Source organism: Pseudomonas sp. FP2196 (assembly GCF_030687715.1).
In the GTDB taxonomy this organism is placed as follows: domain Bacteria; phylum Pseudomonadota; class Gammaproteobacteria; order Pseudomonadales; family Pseudomonadaceae; genus Aquipseudomonas.
This window is the reverse complement of record NZ_CP117445.1, coordinates 5844636-5859434: the sequence shown is the minus strand read 5'-3', so window position 1 is coordinate 5859434 and position 14799 is coordinate 5844636. Positions and strand designations below refer to the sequence as shown.

The 14799-nt window shown below is 60.9% G+C and carries 12 protein-coding genes; 5 read left to right on the top strand and 7 right to left on the bottom strand.

Annotated features, from left to right (window positions below):
- Positions 1-8: 8 nt before the first annotated feature.
- The 3 genes from PSH79_RS26340 to PSH79_RS26330 all read left to right on the top strand — a co-directional run bounded on the left by PSH79_RS26340 (position 9) and on the right by PSH79_RS26330 (position 2955).
- Complete coding sequence (locus PSH79_RS26340) at positions 9-1034, top strand: putative 2-aminoethylphosphonate ABC transporter substrate-binding protein (protein WP_093429804.1); 1026 nt, start codon at positions 9-11, stop codon at positions 1032-1034.
- Positions 1035-1249: 215 nt separating this feature from the next.
- Positions 1250-2383: a TIGR03364 family FAD-dependent oxidoreductase gene (locus tag PSH79_RS26335; protein WP_305440346.1), complete on the top strand. Its 1134-nt coding sequence runs from the start codon at positions 1250-1252 to the stop codon at positions 2381-2383.
- The gene (locus PSH79_RS26330; protein WP_305440345.1) at positions 2383-2955 is read left to right on the top strand and encodes a phosphonate degradation HD-domain oxygenase; all 573 of its coding nucleotides are present in this window, start codon (positions 2383-2385) and stop codon (positions 2953-2955) included. The genes PSH79_RS26335 and PSH79_RS26330 overlap by 1 nt, the downstream gene beginning before the upstream one ends.
- Positions 2956-3055: 100 nt before the next feature.
- Here the strand turns inward: PSH79_RS26330 and PSH79_RS26325 are convergent, their stop codons facing one another.
- Both PSH79_RS26325 and PSH79_RS26320 read right to left on the bottom strand, forming a co-directional pair.
- Positions 3056-4420: a GTPase/DUF3482 domain-containing protein gene (locus tag PSH79_RS26325; RefSeq protein ID WP_305444092.1), complete on the bottom strand. Its 1365-nt coding sequence runs from the start codon at positions 4418-4420 to the stop codon at positions 3056-3058.
- A 4-nt stretch (positions 4421-4424) separates the two neighbouring features.
- Positions 4425-5798, bottom strand: a complete 1374-nt coding sequence (locus tag PSH79_RS26320; protein WP_305440344.1) for a DUF2868 domain-containing protein — start codon at positions 5796-5798, stop codon at positions 4425-4427.
- 85 nt (positions 5799-5883) lie between these two features.
- On the opposite strand from PSH79_RS26320, the gene PSH79_RS26315 reads away from it, so the two are divergent.
- Positions 5884-6396, top strand: coding sequence for a dihydrofolate reductase (locus tag PSH79_RS26315; RefSeq protein WP_305440343.1), 513 nt, complete (start codon positions 5884-5886; stop codon positions 6394-6396).
- A gap of 90 nt (positions 6397-6486) precedes the next feature.
- Here the strand turns inward: PSH79_RS26315 and PSH79_RS26310 are convergent, their stop codons facing one another.
- Complete coding sequence (locus PSH79_RS26310) at positions 6487-7878, bottom strand: L-cystine transporter (RefSeq protein ID WP_305440342.1); 1392 nt, start codon at positions 7876-7878, stop codon at positions 6487-6489.
- A 241-nt stretch (positions 7879-8119) separates the two neighbouring features.
- On the opposite strand from PSH79_RS26310, the gene PSH79_RS26305 reads away from it, so the two are divergent.
- Positions 8120-9181 (top strand): haloacid dehalogenase-like hydrolase, encoded by a 1062-nt coding sequence (locus PSH79_RS26305; protein WP_305440341.1) that lies wholly within the window; start codon positions 8120-8122, stop codon positions 9179-9181.
- A gap of 156 nt (positions 9182-9337) precedes the next feature.
- Here the strand turns inward: PSH79_RS26305 and ilvD are convergent, their stop codons facing one another.
- From ilvD to PSH79_RS26285, 4 genes are all read right to left on the bottom strand, one after another.
- Positions 9338-11179 carry a dihydroxy-acid dehydratase gene (gene ilvD, locus PSH79_RS26300; RefSeq protein WP_095186962.1) on the bottom strand — a complete coding sequence of 614 codons (1842 nt, stop codon included), beginning with the start codon at positions 11177-11179 and terminating at the stop codon, positions 9338-9340.
- Positions 11180-11435: 256 nt separating this feature from the next.
- Positions 11436-12668, bottom strand: a complete 1233-nt coding sequence (locus tag PSH79_RS26295; protein WP_305440340.1) for an MFS transporter — start codon at positions 12666-12668, stop codon at positions 11436-11438.
- Entirely contained in the window at positions 12661-13638 is a 978-nt protein-coding gene (locus PSH79_RS26290; RefSeq protein WP_305440339.1) for a diiron oxygenase, read from the bottom strand. Before PSH79_RS26290 ends, PSH79_RS26295 begins: the two co-directional genes overlap by 8 nt.
- Entirely contained in the window at positions 13635-14708 is a 1074-nt protein-coding gene (locus tag PSH79_RS26285; protein ID WP_305440338.1) for a SagB family peptide dehydrogenase, read from the bottom strand. Before PSH79_RS26285 ends, PSH79_RS26290 begins: the two co-directional genes overlap by 4 nt.
- Positions 14709-14799 lie beyond the last annotated feature (91 nt).

Here is a 14799-nt window from a genome sequence, read left to right as displayed (position 1 = left end):
AAACGATCATGTTCAAGCCTATGGCCCTGGCCGCTGCTGTGCTCGCGACTTTCAGCCTGAATGCCTTCGCGGCAAAAACCGAGTTGACGGTGTACACCGCCCTCGAAGCCGAGCAACTGAAGTCCTACAAAGAAGCCTTCGAAAAGGCCAACCCGGACGTCGAGATCAAGTGGGTGCGCGATTCCACCGGGATCATCACCGCCAAACTGCTGGCCGAAAAGGCCCGCCCGCAGGCTGATGCCGTATGGGGTCTGGCCGCCTCCAGCCTGGCGATCCTCGATCAGCAAGGCATGCTGCAAAGCTACGCGCCGAAGGATCTCGGCAAAATTGGCGCGAACTATCGCGACGCCGCCAACCCGCCAGCCTGGGTCGGCATGGACGTGTGGGCCGCGACCATTTGCTTCAATACCGTCGAAGCCGAAAAGCAGGGCCTGAGCAAGCCAGTGAGCTGGCAGGACCTGACCAAGCCTGAATACAAGGGCAAGATCGTCATGCCGAACCCGGCGTCGTCCGGCACCGGTTTCCTCGACGTCAGCGCCTGGCTGCAAACCTTCGGCGAGAAGCAGGGCTGGGCTTACATGGACGGCCTGCACCAGAACATCGGCCAGTACGTTCACTCCGGTTCCAAGCCTTGCAAACTGGCGGCGGCGGGGGAGTTTCCGATCGGGATTTCCTTTGAATACCCGGCCGTACAGTTGAAGCGCCAAGGCGCGCCGCTGGACATCATCTTGCCGAAGGAAGGCCTGGGCTGGGAGATCGAAGCAACGGCCGTGATCAAAGGCACGCCGCATGAAGAAGCCGCGAAGAAACTCGCCGACTTCTCCGCCAGTGCCGAAGCGATGGATCTGTACAAGGAAAACTTCGCCGTTCTTGCGCAGCCGGGCATCGCCAAGCCGCAGACCGAATTGCCGGCAGATTACGAACAGCGTTTGATCAAGAACGACTTTGCCTGGGCCTCGAAGAATCGCGACGAGATCCTCACCGAGTGGCGCAAGCGCTATGACGGCAAGTCCGAGAAAGTCGTCGCCAAGTAAGATCTTTATCGACTGACAGGGCCTCATCGCTGGCAAGCCAGCTCCCACAGGTTTCAAGGTGTTCTCGCAATCGGTGTTCACCACAAATCCCTGTGGGAGCTGGCAGGCTCACTCCCACATTGGATCTCGAGTGAACACACATCTGTGAACACCCGAACTCCCTGTGGGAGCTGGCTTGCCAGCGATGGCGGTCTTTCATTCAGGACATCATCCCCATGACACAACACAAAGACCTGCTGATCATCGGCGCCGGCATCCTCGGCCTCTCCCACGCCTACGCCGCCGCCAAACGCGGCCTCAAAGTCAGCGTCTTCGAACGCACCGCCACCCCCCTCGGCGCCTCGGTGCGCAACTTCGGCCAAGCGCTGGTCACCGGCCAGCCACCCGGCCCGATGCTCGAACTGGCCAAGGCCAGCCGCGAGATCTGGGGCGACTGGGCGCAACTCGCCGGCCTGCAAATCAAGCGCAACGGCTCGTACCTGTTCGCCCGAACCGAAGCTGAAGAACACCTGCTCGAAGCCTTCTGCAACCGCCGCGCCGTGGAACACGGTTACAACGTGAACTTGCTGCGCGGCGCCGCTTTGCGCGATCTGTACCACGGCCAGTTCAGCCATCACCGCGCCGCACTCCACGGCATGGACGACCAACAGCTGTACTCGCGCGAAGCGATTCCGGCGCTGATCGATTACCTGCGCCGTGATCTCGGCGTCGAGTTTCACTTCTCCACGCTGGTGCGCGATGTCGAGCCGGGGCGCCTGCACAGCACCGTTGGCAGCTTCAGCGCCGGGCAGATCATCGTCTGCTCCGGCCACGATTATCAGACCCTGCTGGCCGAGCCGATTGCCGCGCTCGACCCGCAAATCTGCCGCCTGCAAATGCTTCGCGCCAAACCGCAAGTCGAGTTGAATCTGCAACACGCCTTGCTCACCGGCCTGAGCTGCGTGCATTACGGCGCGTTCGCGGATCTACCTGAAGCGGCGGCGGTGCAGGCGCAGATTCTGCGTGAGCAACCGCACCTGCATGAAAACGGCATTCACTTGCTGATCAGCCCCACGCCTTACGGCGAGCTGATCATCGGCGACTCGCACCATTACGGCAGCGATCCGTCGCCGTTCAACGCCGAGCAGGTGGACGACTGGATGATTGAACTGGCCGAGCAGACGCTGGGCTGCAAGGTGCAAGTGGTCGAGCGTTGGCAGGGCGTCTATGGTTCCCGGGGGCCGGGGCCGTTTTCATTCCTGCGTCCGGCGCCGGGGCTGAGTGTGGCGTTGATGCACACGGGTGTCGGCATGAGCGTCGGCCCGGCGATGGCCGAGCGCAATGTGTCGCAGTTGCTGGAGGAGGTTTGATGGCAGATCACGAGCAAGTCGTCGCCCGGGTGTTCGGTTTGTACGAACGCTTTGGTGCCAGTGATTACATCGGCGAGCCGGTGTCGCAGATCGAACACATGTCTCAGGCCGCGCAGTTGGCGATGGCTGAAGGCTTTGATGATGAAGTGGTGCTCGCCGCGTTCTTCCACGACATCGGCCATCTGTGTGCCGAGGGTGCGCAGAACATGGGCGGCTATGGCGTGGTCAGCCATGAACGGCTTGGCGCGGATTATTTGCGTGAGGCCGGGTTCAGTGAGCGCATGGCGCGGTTGGTGGAGTATCACGTTGAGGCCAAGCGTTATTTGACGTTGCGTGAGCCGGGGTATTTTCAGCGGTTGAGTGAGGCGAGTCGCAGGACGTTGGCGTATCAGGGCGGGGTGATGACGGAGGCTGAGGCGGGTGAGTTTGAGCGCGATCCGTTGTGTGCGGTGAGTTTGCGCATGCGGCAGTGGGATGAGCTGGCCAAGGAGAGGGCAGTGGCGGTGATGGATCTTGGGGTGTTGAAGGAGAAAGCGGCGCGGCTGCTGGCTGTGCGTAATCCGTGCCACTGAGTAGCGCCATTCGCGAGCAGGCTCGCTCCCACAAGGTTTGGTGTTGTGACCACGATCCAATGTGGGAGCGAGCCTGCTCGCGAAGAGGCCGGCTCAGGCGCTACAAATCTGCGGCCAGAGACTCAATCTGCTCCTGCCGCTCCGCCTGATTCAACTTCGCATGCGGATTAAGCGATGACCACTGCGGATGCGCCCGCGCTTTGCTCAACGCCTCCGGCAACTTGCCCTCACGCCAGGTTTTGTCCTGTGGTGTTGCCACCTGAACCGCGTCCATCGCCGCATGCCCGCGCTGATCGAGCGCCAACAGCAACTGCCGCTGCCGCAACGCCAACAACCGCAGCACGCCATCATCCACCGTCAATTCCCGCTGCCCTTTGATCTTGCCCAGCAAACGACTGCCATAACTGCGGGCCGTTTGCAGCGCGCCCCCGGCAATCGCACCGGCCAATGCGGCAGCACCGAGGGTAATCCCGCCCACCAGCAAGTCGACGCCAGCCCCGGCGGCCGCGCCGGCTGCAATCCCGCCACCCACGCGCACACCGAGTTGCTTCAAGGTTTCCGGGTTGAACAGGTCATCGCCCCAACGCCCGTCGAGCAACGGCAAATCACTGGCCGTCGCATCTTGCGGGCGAAACGCATAGAGCTTGAGCAAGGCTTCGACACAACGCTGCTCACGCTGACGCACAGCCTTGCGCAATTCGCTGATGGCTTGCTGTTCCTGTTCCGCTTCGCTGACCACACTGCGCCGACACGCGGCGCAGTCGATCAGCAACTCGGCGATCAACCGCGCAGCACTTTGCTGACGGGCGAGTCGCTGAGCCTGTTGATCAGCAATCAACCGTTCCAGTTGTGGCCGGGCGTTTTCCAGCAGCAGCGCGAGGCTTTCATACAACCGTCGCTCGCCATCCTCCGGCGGTGCGACGCTGTCGAAACGCACCAGCGCGTGCAGGCCCAATCGCGCCAATGCCTCACGCCAATCCGGTTCGCGGTGGTTGGCGCTGCTGACGAAGTTCAGCACCGGTAGCAGCGGTTTGCCGCAACTGGCCAGCACTTCCAGTTCATCACGATATTTCGCCAGCACCGGCTCGCGGGCGTCGATTACATACAAACCGGCGTCGGAAGCGAGCAGTTGCCGCAGCACTTTGGCTTCCTGCTCGAAACGCTGGCGCGCCTCGCTACCGTCGAGAAACCGCGCCAGCCGTGCCGGGCCGTCGAGGCGTTCGCCGGGGCGTTCCAGGCGCTCAAGAAAATCCAGCAGGGCGATGGCGTCTTCCAGGCCCGGCGTGTCGTAGAGGTCGAGCAGCGGCTCGCCGTCCACCGACAACCGCGCACCTTCGACGTGCCGCGTGGTGCTTGGGCGATGCGAGACTTCACCGAAGCCGACATCGCGGGTCAGGGTGCGCAGCAGCGACGTCTTGCCGACGTTGGTGTGGCCGACCACCGCGAGTTTCAGCGGTGCTTTCAAGGCATCAGTCATGACCGTTCTCCAGCCAGTTCATCGGCGCGCTATCGGCAAAAGGCAGCTCCAGTTGTTGCAGCGCGACGTGCCAGTCGCCGAGGCGTTCAGCGTCCAGCGCTTCGCCGGGTGGCGCTTGCAGCAGCCAGACGCGGGTGGTGCTGGCGTTGCGCGCCAGTTCGGCGATCAGCGCGAGGCTGCCGCGATCCGGCGAGCGCCGTGGATCGCAGGCAATCGCCAGTCGTGCCGGGGGGAAGCGACTCAGTTGTTCGAGCAGTTTGTTGCGCGATTCGCGGCTGTCGAGGATGCCGGCATTGCTGACGTTTTTCGGCAGGGCGGGCGGCCATGGGCGTTGCTCGTCGAGTTCGATGGCCACCAGCAATGCGCCGTCGCTGGCGTGTTCGCTGACGTTGCTTTCCACTCGATGCAGATGCTCAGGTGCGGCGTCGGTGACGCCGAGGCGTTCGCTGGTGGGCATCAGGCGTTCGCGCAGTTGCGCGTAGCCGGGCAGGTTCAGGTCCAGACGCAGCGCCGCTTTGCCGCTGTTCCAGCGCCAGAAACACAACAGCGCCAACAGCAGGCGCGGCAGCACGCCGTAAACCACCAGCACACCGACCAGCCACGTCGCCCAGGCCTGACGAGCACTTTCGATATCGAGCGCACCGTCACCGCTGGCGCGGATCATTTCCACCGTCGGCACATTGAAACCGATCAGCGCCGGCAGAGATCCGAGGGCCTGGGTCATGTTGATGAACGTGTCGGCGCTGAGAATCGTGGTTTCCCAGACGAAGCCGTAGCGCCGGGTCGCCATCAACGTCAGCAACAGAACCAGAGCGCTGAACATCGCCAGCAGCCACAGGCCGTTGACCAATGCACCGAGCGCCCAGCGATTGAGTTTCTTGCGTTGCAGCATCAGCAGCAAGGCCGGCGCCAGTTGCGCGGCTTTGGCGTCGCGGGCGAGTTTTTCGCTGAGCCATAACCACAGGCGCCCGAGCGTGGCGCCGTGTTCGCCCGCAAAGATCAGCCCCAGCGCCCAGCTCAGCAGCAGAATCAGATTCAGCCCGAGCAGACTGCCCAGGGCCCAAAAGACGTTTACCGGGGTCTGCCCCAGCGCGGCGAAGGCCAGTGCGGCGCCGCTCAGTACGGCAAAAATCATCAGCAGCGCCAGTGCCAGACGTGCGCCTTGCAGCCAGTGTTTGAGTGCGCTGGTCAGCCCGTCACGCTCAGCCAGCCACAAGGCACGGCGCTGTATCCGGCTCGGCAGATCACCGCCCGCCGCGCGAGCCAGACGATTGGCTTCCAGGTCATCCAGGGGGCCTGCGTGTTCTTCGCGCAGGCGCACGGTTTCGGTCAACCAGAGGTTTTGCAGTGGAGTCAGTTGTGTCACGCGGCATCCCGTCGCTCAATTGAGCCGTGAGCATAACCGCTGTGGCGCTTATCGGGTCAAGCGAGGCTCTGGTATCCTCGCCGGCATGACTAAATCACTTCCCCTCAGCCTGATTGCAGCCCTCGGTGAAAACCGCGTGATCGGCGTCGATAACAGCATGCCCTGGCACCTGCCGGGGGACTTCAAATACTTCAAGGCCACGACCTTGGGCAAGCCGATCATCATGGGTCGCAAGACCTGGGATTCCCTCGGTCGGCCGCTGCCGGGCCGGTTGAACATCGTGGTCAGCCGTCAGCATGACATGGTGCTGGAAGGTGCGGAGGTTTATCCGTCGCTGGAGGCTGCCGTGGTTCGCGCCGAAGAATGGGCGAAAGCGCAGGGCGTCGATGAGCTGATGCTGATTGGCGGCGCGCAGTTGTATGCGCAGGGGCTGGCGCAGGCGGATCGTCTGTATCTGACCCGTGTGGCGCTGAGCCCGGAGGGCGATGCGTGGTTTCCGGAGTTTGATCTGAACCAGTGGACGCTGGTGTCGAATGTACCGAATCCGGCTGAAGGCGATAAACCTGCGTACAACTTCGAGGTTTGGGAGAAGGCATAAAAGATCGCAGCCTGCGGCAGCTCCTACAGGGTGTTCGCATTTCCCCTGTAGGAGCTGGCGAAGCCTGCGATCTTTTGATCTTGCTTTACATCAAGCCTGCGCCAACTCCGCATGCTCATCCGCATCCAGCAGCGCTTTATCCGTCTGCTGCATCACCTGACTGGTAATCGCACCGGCGGTAATCGAACCACTCACGTTCAACGCCGTGCGGCCCATGTCGATCAGCGGCTCGACCGAAATCAGCAACGCCACCAGTGACACCGGCAAACCCATCGCCGGCAGCACGATCAGCGCCGCGAACGTCGCACCGCCACCCACGCCCGCCACACCGGCCGAACTCAGCGTGACAATCGCCACCAGCGTCGCGATCCACAGCGGGTCCAGCGGATTGATGCCCACGGTCGGCGCCACCATCACCGCCAACATCGCCGGGTACAGACCCGCGCAACCGTTCTGGCCGATGGTCGCACCGAACGAAGCGGCGAAACTGGCCACCGATTGCGGAATCCCCAGGCGACGAGTCTGCGCCTCAATGCTCAGCGGGATGCTCGCGGCGCTGGAACGGCTGGTGAACGCGAACGTCAGCACCGGCCAGATCTTGCGGAAGAAACGCAGCGGGTTGATCCCGGCGGCCGACACCAGCAAACCGTGGACGACGAACATCAGGCCCAGGCCGAGGTACGACACCACCACGAAACTGCCGAGCTTGATGATGTCTTGCAGGTTGGAACCGGCGACCACTTTGGTCATCAGCGCCAGTACGCCATACGGGGTCAGCTTCATCACCAGACGCACCAGACGCATCACCCAGGCTTGCAGGGTGTCGATGGCGTTGATCACTTTCTGACCTTTCTCGACGTCATCCTTGAGCAGTTGCAGCGCGGCAACCCCCAGGAACGCTGCGAAGATCACCACGCTGATGATCGAGGTCGGCTTGGCCCGCGCCAGATCGGCGAACGGGTTTTGCGGGATGAACGATAGCAGCAACTGCGGCACATTCAGGTCGGCGACCTTGCCGGCGTAGTCACTCTGAATGGTTTGCAGACGAGCCATTTCCTGCGTGCCGGCGACCAGACCTTCAGCGGTGAGGCCGAACAGGTTGGTCAGGCCAATACCGATCAGCGCCGCAATCGCGGTGGTGAACAGCAGCGTGCCGATGGTCAGGAAGCTGATCTTGCCCAGCGACGAAGCGTTGTGCAGACGCGCCACGGCGCTGAGGATCGAGGCAAACACCAGCGGGATGACGATCATTTGCAGCAACTGCACGTAACCGTTGCCGACCAGATCGAACCAGCCGATCGAGGCTTTCAGCACCGGGTTACCGGCACCGTAAACGGTGTGTAGAGCCACGCCGAACGCTACGCCCAACACCAGCGCGAGCAGGACTTTTTTCGCCAGGCTCCACGAGGTGTGGCGGGTTTGCGCCAGACCGAAGAGCAGGGCGAGGAACACCAGCAGGTTGAGAATCAGCGGTAGATTCATGAGAACTCCAGAAAAGACTTTGCCAACAGCCTTCCGGGGCTGCTGCGAACCGGCAAGCCTAACAGTTTGATTTCCAATGAATTAATACCGAAAACGTATGGTAATAGTCGCTTTTGGAATAAGCGCGCGTCGCTCTCGGGAATGCATCTGGCGCGATGGGGACGTGGACGGTCGCTGACAGACGAGGGCTGTCACACTTATTTGTTAGCGTCGATGTCTTTAGCTCAGGGAGAAAGCATCGATGAAGTTCGCACCGAAATTTCTGGCTGTCGCACTGACGGTAGGTTTGGGCCTGGCCGGTCAGGCTTTCGCCACTGACCTCAAACACTGGCCGGCCGATCAGGCCAAGGCACTGGACGCGATGATCGCCGCCAACGCCAACAAGGGTAACTACGCGGTGTTCGACATGGACAACACCAGTTACCGCTACGACCTTGAAGAGTCCTTGCTGCCGTTCATGGAAAACAAGGGCCTGATCACCCGCGACAAGCTCGATCCCTCGCTGAAACTGATGCCGTTCAAGGACACCGCCGACCATAAGGAAAGTCTGTTCAGTTACTACTATCGCCTCTGCGAAGTCGACGACATGGTCTGCTACCCGTGGGTGGCGCAGGTGTTCTCCGGGTTCACCCTCAAGGAACTCAAAGGCTATGTCGATGAGCTGATGGCCTCGGGCAAACCGGTGCCGGCGACGTATTACGAAGGCGATGTGGTCAAGAAGCTCGACGTCAATCCGCCGAAGATCTTCACCGGTCAGCAAGAGCTCTACAACAAGTTGATGGAGAACGGCATCGAGGTCTACGTGATGACTGCCGCCTCCGAAGAACTGGTGCGCATGGTCGCGGCCGATCCGAAGTACGGCTACAACGTCAAACCGCAGAACGTCATCGGCGTGTCGCTGCTGCTCAAAGATCCGAAAACTGGCGAACTGACCACCGCACGCAAGCAGATCACCGCCGGCAAATATGACGAGAAGGCCAACCTCGGCCTAGAATTGACCCCTTACCTGTGGACCCCGGCGACCTGGATGGCCGGCAAGCACGCGGCGATTCTGACCTACATCGATGAGTGGAAAAAACCGGTTCTGGTAGGCGGCGATACGCCAACCAGTGACGGCTACATGCTGTTCCACGATGTCGATGTGGCCAAGGGCGGTATTCACTTGTGGATCAACCGCAAGGACAAATACATGACCCAGATAAACGGCATGATGGCCAAGCACGCCGCAGCGCAGGCCAAGGAAGGGTTGCAGGTGACGGCGGACAAGAACTGGGTGATCGTCAAGTCTGAAGAGATTCAGTAAGCCTGAACACGCATGATCGTTCCCACGCTCTGCGTGGGAGCGATCAAAAACCCAAATCTCACCCTGTAGGAGCTGCCGAAGGGATCGGGTTTTCAATTCTTCCGGCAAAAAAATGCCCCGCACTTGGCGGGGCATTTTTGTTTCTGCGATTGACGCTTACAGCCCGTCGAGCATCGCCTTGTTACGCACAGCACCCTTGTCGGCACTGGTCGCCAGCAGGGCGTAGGCCTTTAGTGCGGTGGTCACTTTACGTGGACGCACTTCAACAGGTTTCCAGCCCTTCTTGTCCTGTTCGGCGCGGCGTGCAGCCAGTTCTTCGTCGCTGACCAACAGGTTGATCGAGCGGTTCGGAATGTCGATCAGCACCTTGTCGCCGTCCTGCACCAGACCGATCGCGCCACCGGCCGCAGCCTCTGGCGAAGCGTGGCCGATGGACAGACCCGAGGTGCCGCCGGAGAAGCGACCGTCGGTGAGCAAGGCGCAATCCTTGCCCAGGCCTTTGGATTTCAGGTACGAGGTCGGGTAAAGCATTTCCTGCATGCCTGGGCCGCCTTTCGGGCCTTCGTAGCGAATGATGACGATGTCACCCGCCTTCACTTCGTCGGCGAGGATGCCGCGTACGGCGCTGTCCTGGCTTTCGAAGATCTTCGCGTTGCCTTCGAAGACGTGGATCGACTCGTCGACGCCGGCGGTTTTAACCACGCAGCCGTCCAGGGCGATGTTGCCGTACAGCACGGCCAGGCCGCCTTCTTGCGAGTACGCGTGTTCGAAGCTGCGGATGCAGCCGTTTTCACGGTCATCGTCCAGAGTTTCCCAGCGAGTCGACTGGCTGAACGCGGTCTGGGTCGGGATGCCCGCAGGACCTGCCTTGAAGAAGTGATGCACGGCTTCATCGGTGGTCTGGGTGATGTCCCACTTGGCGATGGCTTCTTCCATGCTGCGGCTGTGCACGGTCGGCAGGTCGGTGTGCAGCAGGCCGCCACGGGCCAGCGAACCGAGAATGCTGAAGATGCCGCCGGCGCGGTGCACGTCTTCCATGTGGTACTTCTGGATGTTCGGCGCGACTTTGCACAACTGCGGCACGCTGCGCGAAAGACGGTCGATGTCGCGCAGGTCGAAATCGATTTCCGCCTCTTGGGCGGCAGCCAGCAGGTGCAGGATGGTGTTGGTCGAGCCGCCCATGGCGATGTCGAGCATCATCGCGTTTTCGAACGCTTTGAAGTTGGCGATGTTGCGCGGCAGCACCGATTCGTCGTTCTCGCCGTAGTAACGCTTGCACAGCTCGACGATGGTACGGCCGGCCTGCAGGAACAGTTGCTCGCGGTCGCTGTGGGTGGCGAGGGTCGAACCGTTGCCCGGCAGTGCGAGGCCCAGGGCTTCGGTCAGGCAGTTCATCGAGTTGGCGGTGAACATGCCGGAGCACGAACCGCAGGTGGGGCAGGCGCTGCGCTCGTATTCAGCGACTTTCTCGTCAGAAGCGCTGGAGTCGGCGGCGATCACCATGGCGTCGACGAGGTCGAGGCCATGGGAAGCGAGTTTGGTCTTGCCGGCTTCCATCGGACCGCCGGAAACGAAGATCACCGGAATGTTCAGGCGCAAGGCAGCCATCAACATACCGGGGGTGATCTTGTCGCAGTTGGAGATGCAGACGATGGCGTCGGCGCAGTGGGCGTTGACCATGTATTCGACGGAGTCGGCGATGATCTCGCGGCTCGGCAGCGAATACAGCATGCCGTCGTGCCCCATGGCGATGCCGTCATCCACGGCGATGGTGTTGAATTCCTTGGCAACACCACCGGCGCGCTCGATTTCGCGGGCAACCAGTTGGCCCAGGTCTTTCAGGTGGACATGGCCAGGCACGAACTGGGTGAAGGAGTTGGCAATGGCGATGATCGGCTTTTTGAAGTCGTCATCTTTCATCCCGGTGGCACGCCACAGTGCGCGGGCGCCGGCCATGTTGCGGCCGTGGGTGGATGTTTTCGAGCGGTAATCTGGCATGGAGCACTCCGGGCGGCTAATCAGGTATCAAAGGGGAGTGAGCTTCTATTGACGTCTGGAACACTCAGAAATGGCCGTGTGTCCTGAAGTTGCCGATGACTTTGCGGGATCGCCGCTTGCCTCAGCCTGAGCTCATAAACCCGCCGGGGGATGAATGGCGATGAATCAGGCGATTCTACACCGCTGGCGTCTGGAGGGAATGGCGCAAAGCGTTGTTCCCGTGCCGAAGGGGCGTGTGGCATGACGACCGGCAGGTTTAATCGCTACCCGTCCGCGCGATCGCATTGACCTGCAGGTTCCTGGCGCGCTGGCTGATCCGGCTGTTGAGCATCAGCGCGATGCCGCTGAGCAGCACGAAGCTGTAGCCCAGCGTCGATTGCAGATTGGTCGGGCTGAGGCTGATCAACGCACTGATCAGCCCGCCGCAGATGAAGATGATCGTGCTGCCGGCCGAGGCTGAAGTGCCGGCGTTTTCAGGAAACAGGCTCATGGCCCGTGAAGTGGCAGCCGGGCGCGCAATGGTGGTGCCGGCGGTGCAGATCAGCATCGGAATCAGCACTGTCACGGGGGCCAGCACATGGTTGGCCGCCAGATACAGCATCGCCAGTCCCGACAGCAGGATCAGGCTTAGCCCGGTGATGATTTGTCGGCCCGGCGTGATACGTCGATTCAGTAACGTGGCGATGATGCCCCCCACGACATACGCGGCGCCATACACCAGCAGGATCAGCGAAAAGTCATAGGCCGACAATTGCAGCTGGTCCATGAATATCAGCGGTGAAATGACGATAAACGAGAAATGGCAGGCGAACGCAAAGGCTGAAATCAGCCAGTAGCCGACGAAGTCGAAATCTCCCAACACCCGTCGATAGGCCTTGAGGAAACTCAGGGGAGGGCCGCTGGCAGCGGGACGGGTGTTCTCCAGGAAAACCCAGGCCTTGAGCAACACCGCGGCAGCGAGCGCAGTGAACACCCAGAAGCTGCCGCGCCAGCCGAGGGTGGCTTGCAGAAAAGTGCCGGCCAGCGGCGATACCGAGATGAAAATCCCGGTAGCCGTGACCATCAGGATACGCAGACGATCACGCTCCTCACCTTCGAACAGATCCTGCACCAGTGCCTGGGACAGCACGAAGCAGCCGCACCCCACTGCCTGTACCACCCGGAACATCAGGAACAGCGCGTAATCACTGGTTATCACGCAACCGACGGCACCGAGCATCGATACGCTCATGCCGGCGAGCAACAAGCCCTTGCGCCCGATCACGTCGGACAGCGGGCCGATCAACACTTGGGCAAACGCGATACCTACGGCGAACAGACTGATCGACAGCGCGATGTCCGCCGGTGTGCTGCGAAAGTGCGCCGCCAGTGCCGGAAACGAAGGCAGCAGGACATCCAGTGGAAACACGCCGAGCAACACCATCGCCAGCAATAGGCTGACAGCCCCGCGACGTTGACGGGCGGTTACCACGGATTTTCCTTTATCCATCGATCAGTCCTGCCTTGGCAAAAAGTGTCTGGTTATGGGGCGTGGCGAAAAATCCCGCCTTGCGCAATGCATCCAGCGTAGCGACGCAACCTGATCGTGCACGCGCGCGGTTGGCCTGCACCGTCGTCATGCTGCGGACAATCTCCATCACGTCGCTGTCGGCGATACCCGCGCCACGCAGGCTCTGTTGCAGCCAGCGTTCATCGATCTCGAAGAAAATCCCGATGATCTCCAGCAGCGTTCTGCTCACAAACGTGCGCTGGCGGCTGTTCATGGACAGCCAGCAGTAGTGGAACACTTCGGCAAAGTAGCGACTGTGGCGGGCTTCGTCGGCCAGATGGTCGCGCAGCATGTCGTTCACGCTGGACACCAGAGTGTCGCGGCAGATGTCCAGCAGCTCTCGGGCAATGATGGTCTCCGAGACGAAGCCGAGCAGAAACCATGCCAGTGCACGGTTCTTCTCCGGGGTGCGGGCGATCAGTGCGTTCATGCGGGTGATCCGCTTGGGGATCGTCGGCCGCCCGGTGATTCCGTAAAGCCCGGCGATCTGCTCCGCGAGACGATTGGAGAACAGCGCGTGGTAACCCTCGTCGGTGTAGAGCTGCAGTGCCGAGTGTTTCATTGGCAGCGGCACGTAAATGGGCAGCTCCCGATGCGCGATGACTTCAACTGCACGATTGACGATGCGGTGTTCGAGCAGCGTGGTGTAGTCGAGAAAGTGCACCAGGTGATTGGCCGTCAGCCGATGCAATACCTCGCGCCCCGCGGCCTGTATCGCCGGGTGAGCCAGATAGGGCAGGAAGGCGGGTGGGAACCAATAGCGGCTTTGCAGTTGTTGCTGCACGTCGTCCGGCAATTGGTAGTCGTGGGTGCTGCTGCGTACCGAGGCTCGACTGTCCCAGTCCCCCAGGGTGAACTTGTGCGCCCATGACACCGGTACTTCATGCGGATCAGGGATCAGCAGGGTCATGTCTGGACCTCGCGCAACAGATCGCGCATTTCCTGGCACATTGCCTGTCCATCGCTTTTCCCGCAGCCGACAAAGAACAGTGGCTGTTCCGCGCTTTCCTCAAGTTTGAGCAGTGTTTCGACCTGCTTGTCGGCAAACGCGCCGGTCAACCAGGTATTGAAGCCAAGCGCGGTAGCCACCAGTTGAAAGGTTTGTGACAGATGGCCGGCTTCGACGAATGCCATGCGGTAGGCCCGTGAGTGCTCGTACTTCCACCAGAGCCGGTCAAATCGGGCCGTGATGAACAACCCCAGCGGCAGGTTGTTGATGAAATGCTGGCCGCCGAGCAAATCGCCCGGTGCCGCTTGTGGCAATGGATTAACCCGGCTCAGGGTGTGTTCCGCCGGGTGATAGGCGTAGATGCCGGGCTCCAGATCCTCGACATTCTGCACCATCAGAAAGCCTTCGCATGCGTTCAGACCGCCACCGGAGGGACTGCTGCGACGTGCGCCGAGGTCTTGGGCGATGGTGGCGTCGCGATCAATGTCGCGCTCGTGGAGATAACCAAGCGAAAGATAAAGCAGGGTGCTGACGTCGCTGAGCGTCATTGCTGCACCCGTAAAGGAACGACAGGTCTTTCGCTGGAGCAGCGCGTTATTCAGGCTATCGTTGCTCAGTGCGCGGGGGACGGGCAGGGCGATGCGCGGTGCAGATTGATGCTGCGGGCGTTCTGTCGCGGGAGCCGGGCTAGCCAATACTTCGTTGCAGTGCGCCAGATATTGTCTGGACCACTCATGAATATTCTGAGGGGCGTGTTCGCAGGGAATGTTTTGAGTGCCGATGTGATAGATCTTTGATAATTCATCCCAGCCCCATTGCGGGGTGTCGATTTTTGAAACGGTTAGAATGCCCGCGCTGAGTAGTTGTGTGTCTATTATGTTGTGTGTATCGAATAAGTCTGGATTGTTTATTAGTTGGGCAAGGCGCGATGAGTAGTTTATATCCAGCTCATATTGAGCATGTTCTTTGTAGTTCCATACTATTTGTTTTGGCGAGCGCGGCAATATAAACAGGTAAGGATTGATGTGCATGGGGCTATTTACTCTGGCTGAAGTCGGAAGGACGCTGAGTTGCCGGCACTCCCCAGCGTCCTGACTTACTTAACGGGTTTTAGCAGCAACC

Coding starts and splice junctions, on each gene's coding strand:
- PSH79_RS26340 (WP_093429804.1), top strand. CDS start 9: ATGTTCAAGCCTATGGCCCTGGCCGCTGCTGTGCTCGCGACTTTCAGC.
- PSH79_RS26335 (WP_305440346.1), top strand. CDS start 1,250: ATGACACAACACAAAGACCTGCTGATCATCGGCGCCGGCATCCTCGGC.
- PSH79_RS26330 (WP_305440345.1), top strand. CDS start 2,383: ATGGCAGATCACGAGCAAGTCGTCGCCCGGGTGTTCGGTTTGTACGAA.
- PSH79_RS26315 (WP_305440343.1), top strand. CDS start 5,884: ATGACTAAATCACTTCCCCTCAGCCTGATTGCAGCCCTCGGTGAAAAC.
- PSH79_RS26310 (WP_305440342.1), bottom strand. CDS start 7,878: ATGAATCTACCGCTGATTCTCAACCTGCTGGTGTTCCTCGCCCTGCTC.
- PSH79_RS26305 (WP_305440341.1), top strand. CDS start 8,120: ATGAAGTTCGCACCGAAATTTCTGGCTGTCGCACTGACGGTAGGTTTG.
- ilvD (WP_095186962.1), bottom strand. CDS start 11,179: ATGCCAGATTACCGCTCGAAAACATCCACCCACGGCCGCAACATGGCC.
- PSH79_RS26295 (WP_305440340.1), bottom strand. CDS start 12,668: ATGGATAAAGGAAAATCCGTGGTAACCGCCCGTCAACGTCGCGGGGCT.
- PSH79_RS26290 (WP_305440339.1), bottom strand. CDS start 13,638: ATGACCCTGCTGATCCCTGATCCGCATGAAGTACCGGTGTCATGGGCG.
- PSH79_RS26285 (WP_305440338.1), bottom strand. CDS start 14,708: ATGCACATCAATCCTTACCTGTTTATATTGCCGCGCTCGCCAAAACAA.